The following is a 19,377-nucleotide window of genomic DNA, read 5'->3' as shown; positions in this document are numbered from 1 at the left end:
GTGATTAGCTGAGTGAATCAAACAAAAAAGGCATTTTCTAATTTAAGAAAATGCCTTTTTTTATTATTGTTAATCTGCAATCTGAATTCTTTAATCTGAATTCTGGAATCTTTAGTCTAGTTCTTCAGTTAATTGTTTAAACACTGCTTTGGCCTCTTTTCCTTCATACAAGACTGCGTAAACCGCATCAATAATAGGAGTTTTGGCACCATAACCTTGGTTGAGTTTATAGGCACTTTTTACGGCATAATAGCCTTCGGCAACCATACTCATTTCCATTTGTGCCGCTTGTACGGTATATCCTTTTCCAATCATGTTCCCAAACATTCTGTTTCTTGAAAAAACAGAATAACCAGTAACCAATAAATCCCCCAAATAGGCAGAATCATTGATGTTACGTTTCATTTTATGCACTTTCTTGATGAATTTTTTCATCTCGCGAATCGCATTGCTCATGATAACCGATTGGAAATTATCTCCATAACCCAATCCATGTGCAATACCGGCAGCTATAGCGTAGATGTTTTTAAGCATCGCTGCATATTCCGTTCCTATAATATCGTCTGTGATTTTTGCTTTGATGTAATTTCCAGATAAATTTTCCGCAACGATTGAGGCTTTATCAGGATCGCCACAGGCAATGGTTAAATAGGAAAGTCTTTCTAGCGCCACTTCTTCGGCGTGACAAGGTCCAGTAATTACACCAATATTGTAATACGGAATGTCGTATTTGTAGTGAAAATGTTCGCCCACTATTAAACTGGTTTCAGGAACAATTCCTTTTATGGCAGAAAAAATCACTTTATCTTTGAGAGAAACCGTTAGTTTTTCTAATTCGCCATTCAAAAAGGCAGAAGGAATTGCAAAGATGATATAATCTGCATAAGCAACCGCTTCATTGATATCGTTGGTAAGTTTAAGTTTTTTGTTATCAAATTCAACAGAACTCAAATAGTTTGGATTGTGCTTGTGGGTTTTAATGTGTTCTATAGCAGCGTCATTTCGCATATACCATGAAATCTCGGGAAGATTGACGCACAACATTTTTGCTATAGCAGTAGCCCAGCTTCCGCCACCAATTACTGCAAATTTTAAATTATCGGCCATTTTTTTATTAAATTTAATCAAAAGTACTTATAAAAGTGGCAATAATACAAATTAATTTTCAAGAACAACCTTAGATTTTGTGGGACTTTAGGAGGCGAATAAAAAAAATAATCAAAAAATAATTTATTTTTTGATTATCATACAATATATATTGACTAGCTGCGTTGTAACTCTCTATAGTTAAACAATTTAGAAGTTAAATATGAATATTGAATTAGTTAGTTTTGTTTTAGTACTTTGAAAAGGCGTTCCTAGTGGTTAATTGAACGCCTTTTTTTATTTCCATATTTTATTCATTAATAACTCAACGCTACAATTTCTTTTATTTTTTCTAAAGTGATATTTTGTTTTTCTCCCAAGGCTTTCCATCCTCTTTTTTCAAAACGATCCACTATAAAATCGGCAGTTTTTGTAATGTCTTCTGCGTTTTCTGAGAGTGCCGTTTTCATTCCCATAGTGTGAAAAAAGGCTACGGTTTTGGCAATGGCTGCTGCGGCAATTTCATCATCGCTTCCAGTTAAGTCAAAAACACGTTTTCCATATTGGGCTAATTTGGCTTTTTTGGTTTCAAACATTACGGTATAAAGGTTAGGTCCTATTATGGCCAAAGTTCTAGCGTGATCAATTCCGTAAAGTGCCGTCAATTCGTGACCAATCATGTGCGTCGCCCAATCGCTTGGAACTCCTTTTTGAATCAAACCATTTAAAGCCATGGTACAACTCCACATAAAATTGGAAGCCAAAGCATAATCGGTTGGGGTTTCTACCACATCAGGACCTATCTGAAGCAAGGTTTGTAAAATGCTTTCTGCGATTCGGTCTTGCAAATAGCCTTCGTGCGGATAAGTTAGGTATTGCTCCAGTACGTGTGTATAGGCATCGACAACTCCATTTTGCAATTGTCTTTTTGGTAATGATGCAATGACAGTAGGGTCGCAAATAGAAAATTTTGGAAACATAGCCGAACCACCAAAATCCAGTTTCTCTTGAGTAGTTGCAATAGTTACCACAGCACCGGAATTCATTTCACTACCCGTTGCCGGCAAAGTCAAAACGGTACCAAACGGAATCACGACAGCTCCTTCTTTAAAAATAATTCTCTTTCTCAGTATGTCAATTGGATCACCTTCAAAAGGAACGGCAGCCGAAATAAATTTTGCGCCATCAATAACGCTTCCGCCACCAACTGCCAAAATAAAATCAATTTTTTGCTCTTTGATAATCGCAACCGCTTTCATTAAAGTTTCAAAATGCGGATTGGCTTCGATACCTCCAAATTCAATAATTTCAAATCCTTCTAAGCTTTTGCGAACTTGCTCGTGAATTCCATTTTTAAAAATACTCCCTCCGCCATAAGCGAGAAGAATTTTGGCATTTGCAGGAATTAAAGTTGGTAGTTTATCTATTTGTCCTTTTCCAAAAACCAATTTGGTAGGATTGTATAATTCGAAATTTAGCATAGTTTGTTTTTTAAGAGAGTCTAAGTTACTGAGAAGCTAAGATTCTAAGTTTTTTCAAATCTTAGTAGCTTAGCTTCTTAGAATCTTAGCAACTTCAATTATTTTTTTGAATTCAATTGGATCAATAATTTTTCAGCCACTAATTTTGACGAAGCTGGATTTTGACCCGTAATTAATAAACCATCTTCCACCGCATACGGATGCCAATCGGCAGCTTTGCTATAGGTTGCTCCATTGGCTCGCAAAGCATCTTCCAATAAAAAAGGAACAATTTTGGTTAATCCAACAGCTTCTTCTTCGGTATTGGCGAATCCAGTTACTTTTTTCCCTTTTACCAAAAATGCTCCATTTACTTTTACATTTTTCAAAACGGCAGGCGCATGACATACAAATGCAACGGGTTTTTTATGCGTATAAAAGGATTCAATCAAAGCAATAGAGTTTTTATCTTCTACAAGATCCCAAAGTGGACCGTGACCTCCAGGGTAAAAAACAGCATCGTAATCAGCTTGAGTAACATCAGCTAATTTTTTAGTGTTTTTAAGTTTTTCCAATAAAACGGTATCTGCGTCAAATCGTTTGGTGTCTTCGGTAGCCGATGCTGGATCGGCACTTTTTGGGTCAATAGGTGGTTGACCTCCTTTTGGTGTTGCAACATCAATTGTTACCCCTTGATCAAGCAAAGCATAATACGGTGCTGCTAATTCTTCGGTCCAAAATCCTGTTTTCTCTCCTGTGTTGCCCAATTGATCGTGACTGGTAACTACGAATAATACTTTTTTCATCTTTTTGTTATTTTGTTTTTGTGCTGTTGCCATAAAGCAACTCACGGTTAATGCTAGAATAGTTAATACAGTTATTTTCTTCATGATTTATTTTTTGAGATTACAAATTTATGGCGAATGTGGTATTTGTAAAAATAATTTAAATTATTTTTGTGATAAATATATTTATATCATGGTTAATCTCGAATGGTACAGAACGTTTAAATCGGTTTATAAAAACGGAAATTTTTCTTTGGCAGCCAAGGAATTATTCATCAGTCAACCCGCTGTAAGTCAGCAAATAGTGATGTTGGAGGCACATGTGGGGTACAAGCTTTTTAATCGAAAGTCGAAAGGGGTTGAACCTACCGAATACGCTAAGTTACTCAATAATCTAATCATTGACGCTTTGGACCGATTAGAAAATGTGGAGAACGGTTTTAGAGCCAAAGCTTTCAATGCCAATCGATTACTTTCTGTTGGCATTTCCAGACATTTGATGAGTAGTATTGGAAGTGCCTTGCTCGCCAAATTTGATTTTATCGACTTTACCTTCCATAATAATGATGCGCTGTTTGATTTGGTCAATTCCAAAAAACTCGATTTTGCAATTGTCACCAAAAAGTTCGACACCTTTGATACTATTCAGAAAAAAGTGGGGGAGATCAAACAAGTTATTGTAGGGTCAACAAATATTGATCTTTCAGTGATAAAAGCAAAGATTAAAAGCAAAGATAATGTAGCTATTGAAAACTGGTTGAATGAGCAAAAATGGTACAGTCATGATGCCGGAATTCCGCATATTAAATTATTTTGGCTACATGTTTTTGCCAAAAAAAGACCGTCGATGATTGCCAATTACATAATTCCATCCGAATATGAAATGCTGGAAATCCTTTCTAAAAACACAGGAGTTGCGGTTACTTGGAATATCAATGCCAAAAATTTAATCCAAGAAAAGAAATTACAATTGATATGGAGCAGCAAAGAAATGCCAAGTACGGATGTGTTTTTATTATCGGGTAAAAACGATAATTTGAGTACTATTTTTCAGGATATAATGGTTGAATTAAAGGGAGTTTTGTGAAAAATTTAGCCCTGTTAGGACTTTCGTTGAATTGTATTGTTTTTAGTTCGTTTTAACGTCTAGCTATTTGGTATAAATCAAGACACATAGATTTTGAATTTAGACATTAGCCCTAAAAATTTTCTTTTTCATAGATTTTAACCGAATCTAGTTTCTCTTTTGAATCATAAAAAGACCATTTGCCAAAATAATACCAATGGTCCTCATTCGCATCACTGTCTAATTTAGTGTAACCCTGTTTCATTATTTTACCATTAGGATGGTAAAAAGTAGTCTTACAGACCCTATTACGATATTTCTCTTTTTTGACAATTCTTCCATTATAAAGATATTTCCAAGTTCCTATTTCTGCGTTTTTGCGATATTTCCCTTTTGTTATATAAATAGAATCTAATGTATCCATGGTTACCCACCGCCCCTCTCGCTGATGGTTTATCATTTGATTTGTTTTTGATTTGCAACCCAGAATACTAATTATAACAGCAATTGTAAAAATGAATTTTCGGTTTAGCATAAGTGTTTTTTTTTATTTTTAGGTAACTATTCAGTCTATGTCAAATTTAATTTAGGATTTAAAGATAAGCAGACAGAGACTAAACAAATATGCATGAATTACGCTACAAAATTATTTTTTTATGAAACGAACCTAAGTTTTTATATTGAATCCGGGTGAATTAGTGACCGAGCAATAACGAACTGGTGACGCAAATTTGATTCGAAATTTTTCTCAGGTTTAATAGTAACCAATTGAGGTTGTTAAAAAAAGCCAAATTGTCAATTTTTTATTTAGGCTTTTTTTATTTTTAAGTATGTTTTTTACTTCCTATAAAAATTATTATGATCGATATATTCCCAAACTTTCAGGGGTAATAAAGGCTGAACATTCTTTCCTTTTTTAATGTTATCCCGAATAAAAGTCGAGGATATTTCTACAACAGGAGCATCTATCAAATGAATTTTCGGATGGTTTTTTAAAGCCAAATTTTCTGCTTCGGATGAAATTCGAGGATAGACATAAATATCATGATGCGCCAAAATGACTTCATAATTTTTCCATTTGTGGAAAGACTTTAGGTTGTCTTCGCCCATAATTAAGGAGAACTCGTGATCAGGAAATTTTCCCTGTAAGTGAACCAAAGTATTCACAGTATAATTAGGTTGCGCTAACTTAAACTCAATATCCGAAGGTTTTATTTTAGGAAAATCTTCGGTGGCGAGATACACCATTTGCAAACGGTGGTAATCGTCGAGTAAGGTGTTTTTCTTTTTTAGGGGGTTGTGTGGTGTAACAACCATCCAAACTTGATCCAAATCGGAATGTTCTGCCATATGATTGGCAATGATAAGATGCCCAACATGTATGGGGTTAAACGTTCCGAAATACAATCCTATTTTCATATTATTTTGTTTCGCAAAGATTCACAAAGTTTTCACGAAGATTCACAAAGTTTTTTATAAAATTTTTGGGAGCCTCTGTGTTTTATTCTTTGCGAATCTTTGCGTAATAGTTTTACTCCTTCACAAAATCCTTTACCAATTGATACGCTTCTTCAAGAGCAGTAGGCAAATCGTAGTTTTTGATAATTACATCAAATTGCGGTGCGGTAGCTAGTTCTACAGACGCTTTGGCAATTCGCATATTGATTTTGTCTTCGCTTTCGGTAGAACGTTCTTTCAATCGTCTTTTAAGTTCATCTACGCTTGGCGGCTTTACAAAAACTGCCAAGGTTTGTTCCGGGAATTTATGTTTGATACGCAATCCACCGGCTACATCAATATCGAAAATTACGTTTTTACCCAATCCCCAGATGCGATCTATTTCACTTTTCAAAGTTCCGTAGAAATTATCTCTGTAGACTTCTTCCCATTCCAGAAAATCTTCGGCTTTGATGTGTTTTTTAAACTCTTCGGTAGAGATAAAATAATAGTCTGTTCCGTCAATTTCTTCACCTCGTGGTGCGCGTGATGCTGCAGAAATGGAGAATTCCAGATTCAAATCTTCTTTCCCTAATAAATGCCTAACTATAGTGGTTTTTCCAGACCCTGATGGTGCCGAGAATACTATTAATTTCCCTTTTTTCATTTTTTCCTTTCTAAAATCAGAAATCTTAAATCGTTAATCAACAATCTAAAATCAATATTCTACAATACGTTCAGTACCTGTTCTTTAATTTTTTCCAATTCATCTTTCATCTGAACCACTAATTTTTGCATTTGTGCGTGATTTGATTTAGATCCCATGGTGTTGATTTCACGTCCCATTTCTTGGGTGATGAATCCTAGTTTTCTACCGTTGGCTTCGGTTCCGTTGATGGTTTCCAAGAAATAATCAAGGTGATTGGTTAGACGCACTTTTTCTTCGGTAATGTCCAGTTTTTCTAGGTAGTAGATTAATTCTTGCTCAAAACGGTTTTCATCTACATTTACTTTCAATTCGGCAATGGCAGTTTGCAAACGGTCTTTTATGGCTTGAACACGCTCTGGATCTAGCGCCAAAGCTTCATTCATATATTGACGAATGTTTCCTATTCGCAACTGAAATTCGTTTTCTAGTGATTGTCCTTCGTCTCTACGGAAAGTCAGGATATTTTGCAACGCTTCCTCGATAACGGTTTGAATTTGAATCCAATCATTTTCATCGATCTCGTCACGTTCTATTTTCATAGTGTCGGGCATACGAACCGCCATTTTCATCAACTCGGTTTCATCGGCATCGGCATAGACTTCTCTCAATTGGCTGATGTAGGCTTTCACAATAGGCACATTCACTTTAGTGGTGGTTTGCTCTGCGGTACTTTCGATAAAAATAGAAAAATCTACTTTACCTCTTTCCAGTTTCAGGGCGATTTGGTTGCGTAGACCCAATTCCATTTCGCGGTAAAGCGAAGGCATTCGAACATTTAAATCTAAACCTTTACTGTTTAAGGATTTTACTTCTATTGTAATTTTTTTGGATGGTAATTGCAAAGTGGCTTTACCAAAACCCGTCATCGATTGTATCATATTGTTTTCTAAAAGAGCTCAAAGATAATAAAAAAGTTTGCAGTGGTCTGTTTTCGGTTTATTCCTTTTCTTTCGATGAAAATTTACTAATCAAAATCCCTACTAAAACAACCGTGTAAAACTGACCTACAATACCAATAAAAGCGGTGAATAATTTGGTTTGATGGCTATTGGGGATAATGTCACCAAAACCAATACTCGTAAATGTGATGCTGCTAAAATAAACCAGATCGATGAAAGAAGCGAAAGGAGATGTGGTGTCTATCCCTTTGAAAGAATTAGGGTTTAGATAAAAGTGGTTTTGCATGATAAAAACACTGATTTCTATTAATAAAAAATACCCACAAGCCGCTGCTGAAATAACGTTGAAATCAATATGGCTTGGGCGGATTAAAAATTTTAAAAGTTCCCAAAAAATAAAAGAAAAAAATACAATATAAACGACATTTACGGCAACCTTGAAGTTTAAAATGGTATTATAAAAAGGCAAGGCTATGGTAAATAGTGCCACTAACAGCAGAAGGATATTCTGTATTATTTTTTTGCGTTTTTCTTTTTGAATGAAAACTCCAATGCTGGCCACCCCAAGAAAAACAATATTAATAAGCCAAATCGCTTTGTGGTAATTAGACAAATCAGGAACGAATATCCCTGAAAATAAATGTTGCATTAACGCAAAAAGCAAAACCTCGTATTTATAGGTGTAAAGGAAGTTTTTCATTCGATTCATCGTATTGATTTTGATATAAATATAACCCGTTGGGTGTAATTCTGTTTAAATAAAAAATGAACCACATAGACACATAGATCTATAACTAATAACTAAAGAATGAATAGAAATAGCACTATTTTTCACATAGATTGACTATGTAAAAAGTGAAACATCTATCAAATTCTTTTCAAACACTATAAATTATATGTTTCTATGTGTTAAAAAAACAATTACACCCAACGAGTATAAATATAGTAAAATAATACCGTTTTACTCCTTCTTCAGAGTCACCAAATAGACTCCGGAAAACACCAAAATAGCCGAGCCAATTTTGACTAAACTCAATTCATCTTTGCCTAAACCAATAGCAAAAACAGTGGCGAACAAAGGCTGTAAGTAGATAAAAACAGCTACGGTGGTTGGTTTTAATTCTTTCATCGAAAGCAAATTTAGCAAATAGGTCAAGAAAGTCGAGATGACCACCACAAAAGCTATTTTCCAGTAAATGTCCGTTGGTACAAAAGTCCAATCAACTGCGGCAAATTGGCCCCAGCCAAAAGGCAAAACCATAAGAAATCCAAATAAGTAAATCCATTTCACAAAGGTGAAAGCATTGTATTTATGCATCAGTTTTTTGACGATGATCAAGTAAAAACCATAGGAAATGGCATTGACCAAAACCAAGAAATTACCCAATCCGGCATTTGTGGCACTCCCGATGGATTTTCCGTAAAGAATTAGAAAAGCGGTTCCTATCAACCCAAGAAGAATTCCAAAAATTTTGCGTTTGTGCATGCGCTCTTTCATGATTATTGCCGAAAGCACCAAAACAATCATTGGCGTTGTTACCATAATAACAGCGGCAGAAATAGGGGATGTCAAACTCAAACCCTTAAAAAAGGTCAACATATTAAAAGCCACACCAAAAAAAGCGGAGGCAATGATACGAGGAAAATCATTGAGGGCAATTTTTTCTTTGGGCATAAAAAGCCATACTAACCAAAATAGAAGCATAGATCCTCCAGCGCGCAATAAAATAAATCCGTAGGCATCAATGTATTTTGGCATTACATCTTTGGCAATGGTAAAAGTAACTCCGTAAATTATGGAAACGATGGTTGCGCCAATTAAGGCTAGATTTCTTTTTGACATTAAAATTTGGGGTTTTGTTTTAGATTTTTTTCTCTTTTCTATTGTAGGTTTAGAATGAGAGTTTTTTATTCCGAATCTAAACTGCTTATTAATTCTCGAATAACAGCGTCAGAAATTGTAGTGTGTTCTGACTTATCGTAAATAGAAAGTAAATAAACAGTTTCTTCTTGAATGTAAATATAGGTAATTACTCTTGCGCCGCCACTTTTGCCTTTTCCTTTGGAAGAAATCGCCATTCTAATTTTATAGCAATTTTGAAGAATTTCATTACCCATTTTCGGGTTTTCCAGTAGCTGTTTTCCAAGTTGTGCTAGATCTATTTTGATGGACCTGTGTTTTTTTGACAGTGATTTTAGTTCTTTGTCAAAGGAGGGGATGGTTATTATTTTATAACTCATCTAGAAGTTCTTGAAGTGGTCTTCCTTTTAGTTTACCCGCTTTTATCAGCTTCATTTCTTCGACTGCTTGTCGGATATTGTTTAGAATTTCCTCTTCTGTTTGTTCTGGTTCTTCCCAGATTTTCAGATTTTCATACATTGCTTTCATTTGTTTCCATTCGTTTATTGGAATAAAAACTCCCGCAGGTTTTCCTTTTTCGTTTTGAATGATTTGTAAACTCATGACATTGAAATTTAGAGTGTAAAGATAAGAAAAAAAGTGGTCGGTGTTCAGTCGAAATTTAGTGTTCAGTCTCAGTATTTCGTTTCAACCCTAGATCAATTCTTACTTGTTACCCCAAAGCTTTCATGACCTGCAGCATATTTTGCTGCGTATTGCCAATGTATATTTTGTCGTTTATAATAAAAACAGGACGACTCAAAAAAGTATAATGTTCCAAGATGTATTTCTTGTAGTCATCCTCCGTAAGGGATTTGTTTTTAAGATCCATCGACTTGTACAATTGCGCTTTTTTGCTAAACAAAGCTTCGTAGCTTCCGGAAAGGCGGTACATTTCTTCCAGGTCTTCAATCGTGATAGGGTCCTGTTTGATGTCGTGAAAAGCCAGATCATGGTCTTTTGGAAGTGATTTTATAATTTTTCGGCAAGTATCGCAAGAAGCGAGATAGTATATTTTGTCCATGTTTTTTAATTTCTAAATGCAAAGGAAAACATTTGACACTTAAAATGTTTAATTTTATCGAAAATTTAAAATTATGCAGCAAACATTTGACATTACAAGAATCAGTAGAAAAATGGTAGCTCCATTTTTGGAGAACTATACCTTGGAGCAATTGAATAAAATTCCGGATGGTTACAGTAATAATTTAATTTGGAATATTGGACATATAATCGTGGTACAGCAATTATTGGTTCATAAATTATCTGGTTTACCGATATTGGTATCTGATGAAATGATTGCAAAATACATGAAAGGAACTAAACCGGAGCATATTGCTACACAATCAGAAGTTGATGAAATCAAAGCATTGCTGTTTAAAACGATAGACCAAACCGAGGCGGATTACAGCGATAATAAATTCAAAAACTTTCAGGAATATCCAACTTCAACCGGATTTGTCCTAAAAAACACTGAAGATGCGATCAAATTTAACAGCTTTCATGAAGGGCTTCATATTGGAATTATGATGAGTCTTAGAAAGTTTGTGTAATAGTTGCATCAGATTAGGAAAAACAAAGGAGCTTAATAGATAAGCGAACAAAAAGAATTTAAAATAAGCATAATATGAAATTCAATACTAAAGTCATTCACGGAGGACAACACCACGATCCTAGCACTGGGGCAGTAATGCCGCCGGTATATCAAACGTCTACATTTATTCAAACCAGTCCGGGGAAACCGTTAAATCCAGACTACGAATACAGTAGGGCTGCAAACCCAACACGATCTGCTCTCGAAAATGCGTTGGCGAGTATCGAAAACGGAACTAGAGGTTTGGCTTTTTCCTCAGGACTAGCAGCAACCGATTGTATTTTGAGATCTTTTAAAGCGGGTGACGAAATCATTGCGATGGACGATTTGTATGGTGGAACCTACAGAATGTTTACCCGAATATATAAGGACAGCGGAATAAAATTCCATTTTGTGGACATGAATGATTTGGAGAAATTCAAGTCGTTAATTAATGAAAACACCAAATTGGTTTGGGTTGAAACACCGACGAATCCATTGATGAAGTTGGCCGACATTCAAGAAATTGCCAAAATTACCCAAGAGAAAAAGATTCTTTTTGCAGTCGACAATACCTTTGCAACGCCTTATTTGCAAAAACCCTTAGATTTAGGGGCGGATATCGTGATGCACTCGGCGACCAAATATTTGGGTGGACACTCTGATGTCATTGCGGGAGCTTTGATTGTAAAAGACGAAGCTTTGGGAGATCAATTGCATTTTCAACAATTTGCTACTGGAGCGACTTTGGGGCCAATGGATAGTTTTTTGGTGCTAAGAGGAATAAAAACGTTGCATTTGCGAGTACAAAGACATTGCGAGAACGGTGCCAAAGTAGTCGAATTTTTAAGCAATCACCCTAAAATAAAAACCGTTTATTATCCGGGATTACCGAGTCATCCCTATCATGAAATTGCCAAAAAGCAAATGAGCGGTTTTGGAGGAATGGTTTCTTTTACATTTGTGTCTGGTAAAAAAGAAGAAGCTGTAGATTTTCTGGAAAGACTAAATGTGTTTACGCTGGCCGAATCCCTTGGAGGCGTGGAATCATTGGCCAATCATCCTGCTTTGATGACACACGCATCCATTCCTGAAGACAAAAGAAAAGAAATCGGGATCACCGATGATTTAGTGCGTTTGAGTGTAGGTATAGAAGATGCCGAAGACTTGATTGCCGATCTGATCCAAGCATTAGCATAGAAATTAAAAATAATATTCCAATTTTCTCCTTCTCCTTTGGAGAGGGCTGGGGTGAGGATAAAAAGCCAATTCTTCTTAATATAGAATTGGCTTTTTATTTAAATCATAGATTCTTAATCGTCTAGATAATAAATGTATCCTAAAGCGATCCATACTGTAGAATCATAATCTTTATTCTCTTTGAAGGTGTCTTTATTTGGATTCAGTCCATCAACCCAATCGGAGTTAAAATATTGCGCCTGTACATTCAATAGTAAATCCGACAATGGGTTTAATTTATAGCGTGTCCCTAGATTTATAATTCCAGAAAAAACAATCTTACTTTCATTAGAATATCCGTGAGGATGACCATCAGAAGGGACTAAGTATTTTGCAAAGGTAGTTAGGGGATTTCCGAGTTCTCCCATGGTCGTGCCTGCCGTGGCTGTATAATAGCTAACTTGGGCTCCAACACCTATGTAGGGGCCAAAAGCGTGATTTGATCTTTCGAACCGGTGTATGTTTAATGGAGAAAATTCTAATTGTGGTCCAAAATTTATAAGTTGAGTGGAGCCATACATAGCTCTAAGTTGTCTAACCCCTAAGGTATTCCTGTCATTGTCCACCCATTTTCCGTAATGATGCAAATCGGTTTTGCTATAGGAGAGCTCAGCTCGTACTCTAAAATGCTCGCTAAAATAGGGATTCAGGTTGTTACGGTAAGAAAAAGTTAAATAATCAATAATACCAAAAGCATACCCTACGTTTCTTGTATTTGTTCTTTGGTTATTTCTTTCGCCATAATCAGATCGAAATTCCAATGGTCCGGCAATCACCCCTATTTCATGTGAAATCCCAGATTGCGAAAAAGCGCTACTGGACAATCCTATTAACAGTACTGAGATGATTGTTTTTGGGTTGATCATTGTAGAAGGGGGATTTTCAATACACTACAAATATAAGAAAAACAAAGATCACTGAAATGATGATATGGATGAAATAAAAAACAGCCTGTAATACAGTATTTATTGTAAAAAATGCAAGGATTATTCTAAAAATACTATTTTATGAGCTTAATTCGTAATTTATAACTAATAAAAAGACAATTCGATTATTATTGTAAAAAAAGAAGCCTTAAATAGTCGCATAAAATGTATCTTTGTCTGATCTAACGAAAACGTTTTCTTAAAACGTTGATAATTTAATAATCATGTCACAAAGTATTACAAATTTTATCGAATTGGTTGCCAAAAAAAATCCGAACGAGCCGGAATTTATGCAAGCTGTTGTGGAAGTTGCTGAAACAGTAATTCCTTTCATCGAAGAAAACAAAAAATACCAAAACAAAATGATTTTGGAGAGAATGGTCGAGTCAGATCGTATCATTATGTTCCGAGTAGTTTGGGTAGATGATAAAGGAGACACACAAGTTAATAGAGGATACCGTATTCAAATGAATTCGGCTATCGGACCATATAAAGGAGGAATTCGTTTCCATCCTTCAGTAAATCTAAGCATATTAAAATTCTTGGCTTTCGAACAAACTTTCAAAAACAGTTTGACTACATTGCCAATGGGTGGTGGAAAAGGTGGAGCTGATTTTGATCCAAAAGGAAAATCAGATAACGAAGTAATGCGTTTTTGTCAAGCCTTTATGACAGAATTGTCGAAACATATTGGTGCTGATACGGATGTACCTGCTGGAGACATTGGTGTAGGAGGAAGAGAAGTAGGGTATATGTACGGTCAATATAAAAGATTAAGAAACGAATTTACTGGAGTTTTAACCGGTAAAGGAATTTCTTTTGGAGGATCATTAATCCGTCCAGAAGCTACAGGATACGGTGATGTATATTTTGCACAAAGTATGTTGGCTACCAAAGGGGAAAGCTTTACTGGTAAAACAGTAGTAATCTCTGGATCTGGAAACGTAGCGCAATATGCTGCTGAAAAAGCAACTCAACTAGGAGGTAAAGTAGTTACTTTATCTGATTCTGCTGGATATATCTACGATGCTGATGGAATTGATGCTGAGAAATTGGCATATGTAATGGAAATTAAAAATGAGCAAAGAGGAAGAATTAGCGAATACGTTACTAAATATCCAAATGCAAAATTCGTAGCAGGAAAACGTCCATGGGAAGTAAAATGTGATGTAGCCTTGCCTTGTGCAACTCAAAATGAGTTGAACGAAGACGAAGCAAAAGTGCTTGTTGCCAACGGATGTATCTGTGTTGCCGAAGGTGCAAACATGCCTTCTACACCAGAAGCGGTTCATGTTTTCCAAAAAGCTAAAATTTTATTCGCTCCAGGAAAAGCTTCAAATGCTGGTGGAGTAGCAACTTCAGGACTTGAAATGTCTCAAAACTCATTGCGTTTAAGCTGGAGTTCAGAAGAAGTTGACGAAAGATTAAAAGTAATCATGAAAGATATCCACGCTTCATGTGTGAAATATGGTACTGATGCAACTGGTTATGTAGACTACGTAAGAGGAGCCAACATCGCAGGATTTGTAAAAGTTGCCGATGCTATGCTTGCTCAAGGAGTAGTATAATCATTTTAGATTGCAGATTTTAGATTGTTGATTAACGATTTAAGATGTAGTATTCATAAATAATATAAAATGCCTTTTTTCTGTAAAGATTAAAGGCATTTTTTTGTGCCCATAAAATTCAGTTCCAACAGCATTTGGGCGAAACCCCATTATAAAAAGGGAGCTACTTTAGGTATCGCTTATTTGCTCCCTTTCTATAATGCGGTCGGGCTATCTGGGCTACTTCGGTAGCTTCCGTCTATCCCTTTCGCGAACACCACAACTTCAAGGAAAACGAGAGATTTATGTTCTTTCAAGACCAAAAGAAAAATCACACATTCAAAAAACTTTCAGGGAATTGTAAGTATTATTCAATATATTTGGGAACAATACACGAAGGTTATGGGGGGTAGATTTACGATACTTAGTAGTGTGTATATACAAGTTATAGGCAATTAACCCACAGAATCAGAAATATAACACAATTATGAACGACGCAACTGAAGATCCGATTTTATATCAGGAACCTCAATTAATAAGTACTACACAACGAAGAGGTTTACTTCAAATATTAACTGATTCTGCACATATGGCAAACTTAATTGCTGGTTGTGGATTCATAATTAATATAATCTTAGCCTTCTTTACATATATGCTTTACAATAAGACAGTTGAGGCAAATGCTATGTCTAACAAAGCAATTAACCAAAGTGTAGATGCAAATACAATAGCGAGGGAAGCAAATAATGAATCAAAACGTGCAAATGGAATTAATAAAACTCTTTTAAAATTCACTAGAGAAAGTAATATATCCTCAGATTCTTTAAATAGAGAAAGTATGAATTTATCAAAACAATCTGTTAGTGCTCAACTGAAAGCTATGAGCCAAGATAAAGAACAATTTCTAACTTTGAATCGAGCATTCTTGTCAATTGATCAGATACGCGTAATTGACAGTCTAAAAATCGGAAAAAATATTCAAATAAGCTACCGTATCACAAACCCAGGAACATACACAGCTGAACTTATAAAATCATCAAATGTAGTTTACATAAGCAATGAACGAAAAACAGAATTAGAGAATCCATTTTTTACAAGTAATGTATCTGGATTTGTTACTAAAGAAATTTGGATGACTGGAATGGCAAAAAGGTTAACTCCATTGACAGCTTTTGACATTGAGGTAATAAATAACAAAGAAAACCAGATATTTTTCCATTTTGATGGAATATATTTGGACCAACTTACAGGAATTAAAAAAAAATATTCACTAACCATTCGAATTGATGATCCAATAAATCAGCAATATATCATATTGGAAAGTAAGACGAATTCAATTTAAATATAAAAATATTATTCTTAAAATAACTGCCTATAACACTTAGCAAACTAGGCGAGAAAAGCCCTTAATTAGTGTGAACTTGATTAGTTTCGGGGCTTTTCTTGTTTAGTTTGTGTTGACTGAGTGCCCCATTTTTTAGGACTTCTCTATAGGGGGATTAGTAGCTTTTGTCTACTTTGTCAAAATCTCACTGGAATTAAGGCTTACAGCGATTTTGTTAACATAATTTTATGATATAAAATTGACACTATTATCATTTTTGTGTTGTGTAATTTACAACAAATATACGTATTTTTGGGCGGTCTCGGATTCACCCGCAGGGTGTCAGTTCAACAGCTACTACAACGGATTTGGGCAATTGGCTTAATTTGGCAATTGGTTTTGTATTTGGGCTTAATTCTTATTTGATGGCTATTTGATAACTGAGAGTTTTAAAAACATAAACAATTGTAAATCAACGATGTTTTATTTGATTCCAAGAAGCTTAAAATAAAATACAATAATGGATTATCACTTTAGAAAAGCGAAAATTTCTGAAATCCCTCAAATATGGGACATTTTGCAATTGGCTATAAAACGCAGAAAAGAAGATGGAAGTGACCAATGGCAAGACGGCTATCCAAACCTCGAAGTGGTACAAAACGATATTGAAAAAGGGGAAGGATTTGTTTTGACCGAGGGAGAAACAGTAGTTGGTTATTGTGCAATATTGATCAATGACGAACCTGAATATGCCAAAATTGAAGGAAAGTGGTTAACCAACGATGATTTTGTTGTGTTTCACCGTGTGGCTATTTCCGAAAAGTATTTGGGGAAAGGCTGTGCAGTAAAAATGATTGGGCATATAGAAGATTTTGCCCGCAATAACAACATATACAGCGTAAAAGTAGACACAAATTTTGACAACTTTGCTATGATGAAAATTTTCGAAAAATTGGGTTACGCTTTCTGTGGTCATGTGTATTTTAGAGGAGCACAAAGAAATGCATACGAGAAAGTGTTGCATAAATCTAAATTCTAAATTCTGCAATCTAAAATCTCTTTTGCTTTGTGCTATATTTGTGAACCAATATCGATTCAATGCAAAAAAGGCTTTTATACCTGTTTTTTTTATTTGTGCTGCAAATCACTTTTGCCCAAACCAATTTGTCTTGGCAAGGGTATTTCTCCTACACCCAAATCAAAGCTGTTTCCGATTCGCCAACGACAATTTATGCCGGCTCTGAAAATGCCTTGTTTTCCAAAAATGTGAATACTGGCATTATAAAAACCACCACCACTGTAGATGGGCTTTCGGGCGAAACCATCACGGCACTATATTATAGCGCAACTTCCAATAAAACCATTGTGGGATATCAAAATGGTTTGCTGATTGTCATCAACGAAGCTGATGGATCTATGCTCAAAGTGGTCGATATTGTAAATAAAAATTTACCCACAAGTGTAAAGCGAATCAATAATTTCATGGAATATGGTGGAATTGTATATGTGGCAACCGACTTCGGAATCGTGCAATTCAATCTAGCGACTTCCCAGTTTGGAGACACGTACTATATTGGAGATAATGGCGCCGAACTAAAAGTTACCCAAACAGTCATCTACAACGGATTTATTTATGCGTCCACTTCAAGCGGGATTAGAAGAGGTGATGCAGCCAATCCTAATTTAATTGATTACAAACAATGGCAACAAATAGCGGTTGGAAATTGGTCAGGAATCACCTCTTTTGGGACAGAATTATATGCCGTAAATTCAGTAGGCTACGTACACAAATATGATTCAGGTTCGAATATGTTTAATGGGTATTTGATATTGCCGGAACCCACTACCGATTTTCGAAGCACTACCGATTATTTTATTATAACAACACCTAATGGTGTATCGATTTACAATAAGCAAATGCTGTTGCAGCGTCAAATAAACAGGAATCAAATACCGGTATTTTTTAACTCTGCTACTATAATAAAGGATGTTATTTATATAGGAACAGCCGAAAGCGGATTGATTACCACTTCGCTTTCAAACGCTACAAATTACGAAAACATAACGCCCATTGGCCCTGCCAGAAATACTGTTTTCTCCATGCAAGCTACTCCAACACAGCTTTGGGCGGTATATGGAGATTATGATATTTATTATAACCCTTATCCGTTAGATGATTTTGGGATAAGTAGATTCACGACTTCGGGATGGTCGAATATTCCGTATGATAAAGTACTTGGAGCAAAATCGATGTCAAGAATTGCCGTAAATCCAAGCAATGAAAAAGAAGTCTATGCTAGTTCTTTTTTCTCGGGTTTATTAAAAATAGAGAATGATATTCCAACAGTTTTGTACAATCAAACCAATAGTGGTTTAGAGTCCTTAACGATTAGTCCACCAGATCCCAACTACAAAGACATCAGAATCAACGGGTCTGCTTTTGATAAATCCGGAAATTTTTGGGTAACCAACAGTAGGGTTGTAAATGGCTTAAAAGTACTAAGTAAAAGCGGACAATGGCAGAGTTATGCCATGGATAAAATTCTTTCATCGGCTACACAAAACGATTTTGGAACTATGGTGATCGACAAAAATGGAACAAAATGGATGTCTACCAGTAAAAATGGAGTTGTTGGTTTTAATGAAAATACCAATACATTCAAAAAAATCACTTTTGGACCAGATCAAGGTAATTTACCTATTGAAGATGTCAGAACAGTGGCAGTAGATGCCAAAAATCAGCTTTGGATAGGAACCACAAGAGGTTTGCGTGTTTTGCCTAATGTGGGGAGTTTTCAAACGGAGGGTCAATTGACAACACATTCCATCATTATTATGGAGGATAATCTAGCACAAGAATTATTATACGAACAATTCATAACCGATATTGAAGTAGATGGTGCCAATAATAAATGGATAGGAACGGCAGATGCAGGCGTATTTATGGTCTCTCCAAACGGGCAGGAAACCAAGTATCATTTTACCACAGAGAATTCACCTATACCAAGTAATGTCATAAACGATATTAGTATCAACAGCAAAACGGGAGAGGTTTTTATAGCGACTTCCAAAGGCTTGATTTCTTTTAAAGGAATTGCAACATCGGCGAATGATAACTTAAACAGTGTTTATGTATATCCCAATCCCGTTCGACCGGATTATGAAGGAACGGTAAAAATAAATGGGTTACTGAACAAAGCCAATGTAAAAATAACAGACGTGGCCGGCAATCTGGTTTACGAAGCCACATCCGAGGGAGGAACCTTAGAATGGGATACGACCGCTTTTGGAAAACACAAAGTAGCATCTGGGGTGTATATGATTTTTGTTTCCGCTCAAGATGGAGTGGAAACAAAGGTTAAGAAAGTGATGATAATCAGATAGCAGATGGAAGATTTCAGACAGCAGTTTCTGAAAATCTAAAAT

At 35.6% G+C, this 19,377-nt stretch carries 20 protein-coding genes; 7 read left to right on the top strand and 13 right to left on the bottom strand.

The features are described 5' to 3' along the window. Nucleotides 1–111 precede the first annotated feature (111 nt). From DB891_RS01165 to DB891_RS01155, 3 genes are all read right to left on the bottom strand, one after another. Nucleotides 112–1,107 (bottom strand): NAD(P)H-dependent glycerol-3-phosphate dehydrogenase, encoded by a 996-nt coding sequence (locus DB891_RS01165; RefSeq protein ID WP_116759747.1) that lies wholly within the window; start codon nucleotides 1,105–1,107, stop codon nucleotides 112–114. Between the two features lie 296 nt (nucleotides 1,108–1,403). After that, the gene (locus tag DB891_RS01160; protein ID WP_116759745.1) at nucleotides 1,404–2,567 is read right to left on the bottom strand and encodes an iron-containing alcohol dehydrogenase; all 1,164 of its coding nucleotides are present in this window, start codon (nucleotides 2,565–2,567) and stop codon (nucleotides 1,404–1,406) included. Nucleotides 2,568–2,665: 98 nt separating this feature from the next. After that, the gene (locus tag DB891_RS01155; RefSeq protein WP_189337078.1) at nucleotides 2,666–3,436 is read right to left on the bottom strand and encodes a type 1 glutamine amidotransferase domain-containing protein; all 771 of its coding nucleotides are present in this window, start codon (nucleotides 3,434–3,436) and stop codon (nucleotides 2,666–2,668) included. Between the two features lie 88 nt (nucleotides 3,437–3,524). Here DB891_RS01155 and DB891_RS01150 point away from each other — a divergent pair, with 88 nt between their 5' ends. Further along, nucleotides 3,525–4,418 carry a LysR family transcriptional regulator gene (locus tag DB891_RS01150; protein WP_116760316.1) on the top strand — a complete coding sequence of 298 codons (894 nt, stop codon included), beginning with the start codon at nucleotides 3,525–3,527 and terminating at the stop codon, nucleotides 4,416–4,418. 112 nt (nucleotides 4,419–4,530) lie between these two features. Here the strand turns inward: DB891_RS01150 and DB891_RS01145 are convergent, their stop codons facing one another. The 9 genes from DB891_RS01145 to DB891_RS01105 form a co-directional block, all read right to left on the bottom strand. After that, on the bottom strand, nucleotides 4,531–4,857 hold the full coding sequence (locus DB891_RS01145) for a hypothetical protein (RefSeq protein ID WP_124019477.1): 327 nt from the start codon (nucleotides 4,855–4,857) through the stop codon (nucleotides 4,531–4,533). Between the two features lie 377 nt (nucleotides 4,858–5,234). After that, a complete protein-coding gene (gene nadD, locus DB891_RS01140; RefSeq protein ID WP_116759741.1) occupies nucleotides 5,235–5,816 on the bottom strand; it encodes a nicotinate (nicotinamide) nucleotide adenylyltransferase in 582 nt (193 codons plus the stop codon). A gap of 112 nt (nucleotides 5,817–5,928) precedes the next feature. Then, complete coding sequence (gene gmk / locus DB891_RS01135) at nucleotides 5,929–6,501, bottom strand: guanylate kinase (RefSeq protein ID WP_116759739.1); 573 nt, start codon at nucleotides 6,499–6,501, stop codon at nucleotides 5,929–5,931. Between the two features lie 59 nt (nucleotides 6,502–6,560). Continuing rightward, a complete protein-coding gene (locus DB891_RS01130) occupies nucleotides 6,561–7,421 on the bottom strand; it encodes a YicC/YloC family endoribonuclease (RefSeq protein WP_116759737.1) in 861 nt (286 codons plus the stop codon). Between the two features lie 58 nt (nucleotides 7,422–7,479). Then, the gene (locus DB891_RS01125) at nucleotides 7,480–8,142 is read right to left on the bottom strand and encodes a potassium channel family protein (protein ID WP_223256018.1); all 663 of its coding nucleotides are present in this window, start codon (nucleotides 8,140–8,142) and stop codon (nucleotides 7,480–7,482) included. Between the two features lie 261 nt (nucleotides 8,143–8,403). Next, nucleotides 8,404–9,285 carry a DMT family transporter gene (locus tag DB891_RS01120; RefSeq protein ID WP_116759733.1) on the bottom strand — a complete coding sequence of 294 codons (882 nt, stop codon included), beginning with the start codon at nucleotides 9,283–9,285 and terminating at the stop codon, nucleotides 8,404–8,406. Nucleotides 9,286–9,350: 65 nt separating this feature from the next. Continuing rightward, complete coding sequence (locus DB891_RS01115) at nucleotides 9,351–9,683, bottom strand: type II toxin-antitoxin system RelE family toxin (RefSeq protein WP_116759731.1); 333 nt, start codon at nucleotides 9,681–9,683, stop codon at nucleotides 9,351–9,353. Beyond that, complete coding sequence (locus DB891_RS01110) at nucleotides 9,673–9,906, bottom strand: hypothetical protein (RefSeq protein WP_116759729.1); 234 nt, start codon at nucleotides 9,904–9,906, stop codon at nucleotides 9,673–9,675. Before DB891_RS01110 ends, DB891_RS01115 begins: the two co-directional genes overlap by 11 nt. Before the next feature lie 109 nt (nucleotides 9,907–10,015). Further along, nucleotides 10,016–10,366, bottom strand: coding sequence for an arsenate reductase family protein (locus DB891_RS01105; RefSeq protein ID WP_116759727.1), 351 nt, complete (start codon nucleotides 10,364–10,366; stop codon nucleotides 10,016–10,018). 73 nt (nucleotides 10,367–10,439) lie between these two features. Between DB891_RS01105 and DB891_RS01100 the strand changes: the two genes are divergently transcribed. Together DB891_RS01100 and DB891_RS01095 are read left to right on the top strand one after the other, a co-directional pair. Then, on the top strand, nucleotides 10,440–10,895 hold the full coding sequence (locus tag DB891_RS01100; protein WP_116759725.1) for a DinB family protein: 456 nt from the start codon (nucleotides 10,440–10,442) through the stop codon (nucleotides 10,893–10,895). Nucleotides 10,896–10,969: 74 nt separating this feature from the next. Then, nucleotides 10,970–12,115, top strand: a complete 1,146-nt coding sequence (locus DB891_RS01095; RefSeq protein ID WP_116759723.1) for a cystathionine gamma-synthase — start codon at nucleotides 10,970–10,972, stop codon at nucleotides 12,113–12,115. A gap of 113 nt (nucleotides 12,116–12,228) precedes the next feature. Here DB891_RS01095 and DB891_RS01090 read toward each other — a convergent pair whose 3' ends face one another. Then, complete coding sequence (locus DB891_RS01090; protein WP_116759722.1) at nucleotides 12,229–13,020, bottom strand: THC0290_0291 family protein; 792 nt, start codon at nucleotides 13,018–13,020, stop codon at nucleotides 12,229–12,231. Between the two features lie 284 nt (nucleotides 13,021–13,304). Here DB891_RS01090 and gdhA point away from each other — a divergent pair, with 284 nt between their 5' ends. From gdhA to porZ, 4 genes are all read left to right on the top strand, one after another. Further along, nucleotides 13,305–14,648, top strand: coding sequence for an NADP-specific glutamate dehydrogenase (gene gdhA / locus DB891_RS01085; protein WP_116759720.1), 1,344 nt, complete (start codon nucleotides 13,305–13,307; stop codon nucleotides 14,646–14,648). Nucleotides 14,649–15,114: 466 nt separating this feature from the next. Further along, complete coding sequence (locus tag DB891_RS01080) at nucleotides 15,115–15,969, top strand: hypothetical protein (RefSeq protein ID WP_116759718.1); 855 nt, start codon at nucleotides 15,115–15,117, stop codon at nucleotides 15,967–15,969. Between the two features lie 502 nt (nucleotides 15,970–16,471). Then, the gene (locus tag DB891_RS01075; protein ID WP_116759716.1) at nucleotides 16,472–16,990 is read left to right on the top strand and encodes a GNAT family N-acetyltransferase; all 519 of its coding nucleotides are present in this window, start codon (nucleotides 16,472–16,474) and stop codon (nucleotides 16,988–16,990) included. Between the two features lie 59 nt (nucleotides 16,991–17,049). Then, on the top strand, nucleotides 17,050–19,335 hold the full coding sequence (gene porZ / locus DB891_RS01070) for a type IX secretion system anionic LPS delivery protein PorZ (protein WP_116759714.1): 2,286 nt from the start codon (nucleotides 17,050–17,052) through the stop codon (nucleotides 19,333–19,335). Nucleotides 19,336–19,377: the final 42 nt, after the last annotated feature.

Source organism: Flavobacterium laiguense (assembly GCF_003097655.1).
GTDB lineage: Bacteria > Bacteroidota > Bacteroidia > Flavobacteriales > Flavobacteriaceae > Flavobacterium > Flavobacterium laiguense.
This window is presented reverse-complemented; position numbering and strand designations above follow the sequence as displayed.

Excerpts from the sequence above, each read along its gene's own strand:
- DB891_RS01155 (WP_189337078.1), bottom strand. The coding sequence starts at position 3,436 with ATGAAGAAAATAACTGTATTAACTATTCTAGCATTAACCGTGAGTTGC.
- DB891_RS01080 (WP_116759718.1), top strand. The coding sequence starts at position 15,115 with ATGAACGACGCAACTGAAGATCCGATTTTATATCAGGAACCTCAATTA.
- DB891_RS01160 (WP_116759745.1), bottom strand. The coding sequence starts at position 2,567 with ATGCTAAATTTCGAATTATACAATCCTACCAAATTGGTTTTTGGAAAA.
- DB891_RS01145 (WP_124019477.1), bottom strand. The coding sequence starts at position 4,857 with ATGATAAACCATCAGCGAGAGGGGCGGTGGGTAACCATGGATACATTA.
- DB891_RS01095 (WP_116759723.1), top strand. The coding sequence starts at position 10,970 with ATGAAATTCAATACTAAAGTCATTCACGGAGGACAACACCACGATCCT.
- DB891_RS01125 (WP_223256018.1), bottom strand. The coding sequence starts at position 8,142 with ATGAAAAACTTCCTTTACACCTATAAATACGAGGTTTTGCTTTTTGCG.
- DB891_RS01090 (WP_116759722.1), bottom strand. The coding sequence starts at position 13,020 with ATGATCAACCCAAAAACAATCATCTCAGTACTGTTAATAGGATTGTCC.
- DB891_RS01130 (WP_116759737.1), bottom strand. The coding sequence starts at position 7,421 with ATGATACAATCGATGACGGGTTTTGGTAAAGCCACTTTGCAATTACCA.
- DB891_RS01150 (WP_116760316.1), top strand. The coding sequence starts at position 3,525 with ATGGTTAATCTCGAATGGTACAGAACGTTTAAATCGGTTTATAAAAAC.
- DB891_RS01165 (WP_116759747.1), bottom strand. The coding sequence starts at position 1,107 with ATGGCCGATAATTTAAAATTTGCAGTAATTGGTGGCGGAAGCTGGGCT.
- porZ (WP_116759714.1), top strand. The coding sequence starts at position 17,050 with ATGCAAAAAAGGCTTTTATACCTGTTTTTTTTATTTGTGCTGCAAATC.
- nadD (WP_116759741.1), bottom strand. The coding sequence starts at position 5,816 with ATGAAAATAGGATTGTATTTCGGAACGTTTAACCCCATACATGTTGGG.
- DB891_RS01110 (WP_116759729.1), bottom strand. The coding sequence starts at position 9,906 with ATGAGTTTACAAATCATTCAAAACGAAAAAGGAAAACCTGCGGGAGTT.
- DB891_RS01120 (WP_116759733.1), bottom strand. The coding sequence starts at position 9,285 with ATGTCAAAAAGAAATCTAGCCTTAATTGGCGCAACCATCGTTTCCATA.
- DB891_RS01105 (WP_116759727.1), bottom strand. The coding sequence starts at position 10,366 with ATGGACAAAATATACTATCTCGCTTCTTGCGATACTTGCCGAAAAATT.
- DB891_RS01075 (WP_116759716.1), top strand. The coding sequence starts at position 16,472 with ATGGATTATCACTTTAGAAAAGCGAAAATTTCTGAAATCCCTCAAATA.
- DB891_RS01100 (WP_116759725.1), top strand. The coding sequence starts at position 10,440 with ATGCAGCAAACATTTGACATTACAAGAATCAGTAGAAAAATGGTAGCT.
- DB891_RS01115 (WP_116759731.1), bottom strand. The coding sequence starts at position 9,683 with ATGAGTTATAAAATAATAACCATCCCCTCCTTTGACAAAGAACTAAAA.
- gdhA (WP_116759720.1), top strand. The coding sequence starts at position 13,305 with ATGTCACAAAGTATTACAAATTTTATCGAATTGGTTGCCAAAAAAAAT.
- gmk (WP_116759739.1), bottom strand. The coding sequence starts at position 6,501 with ATGAAAAAAGGGAAATTAATAGTATTCTCGGCACCATCAGGGTCTGGA.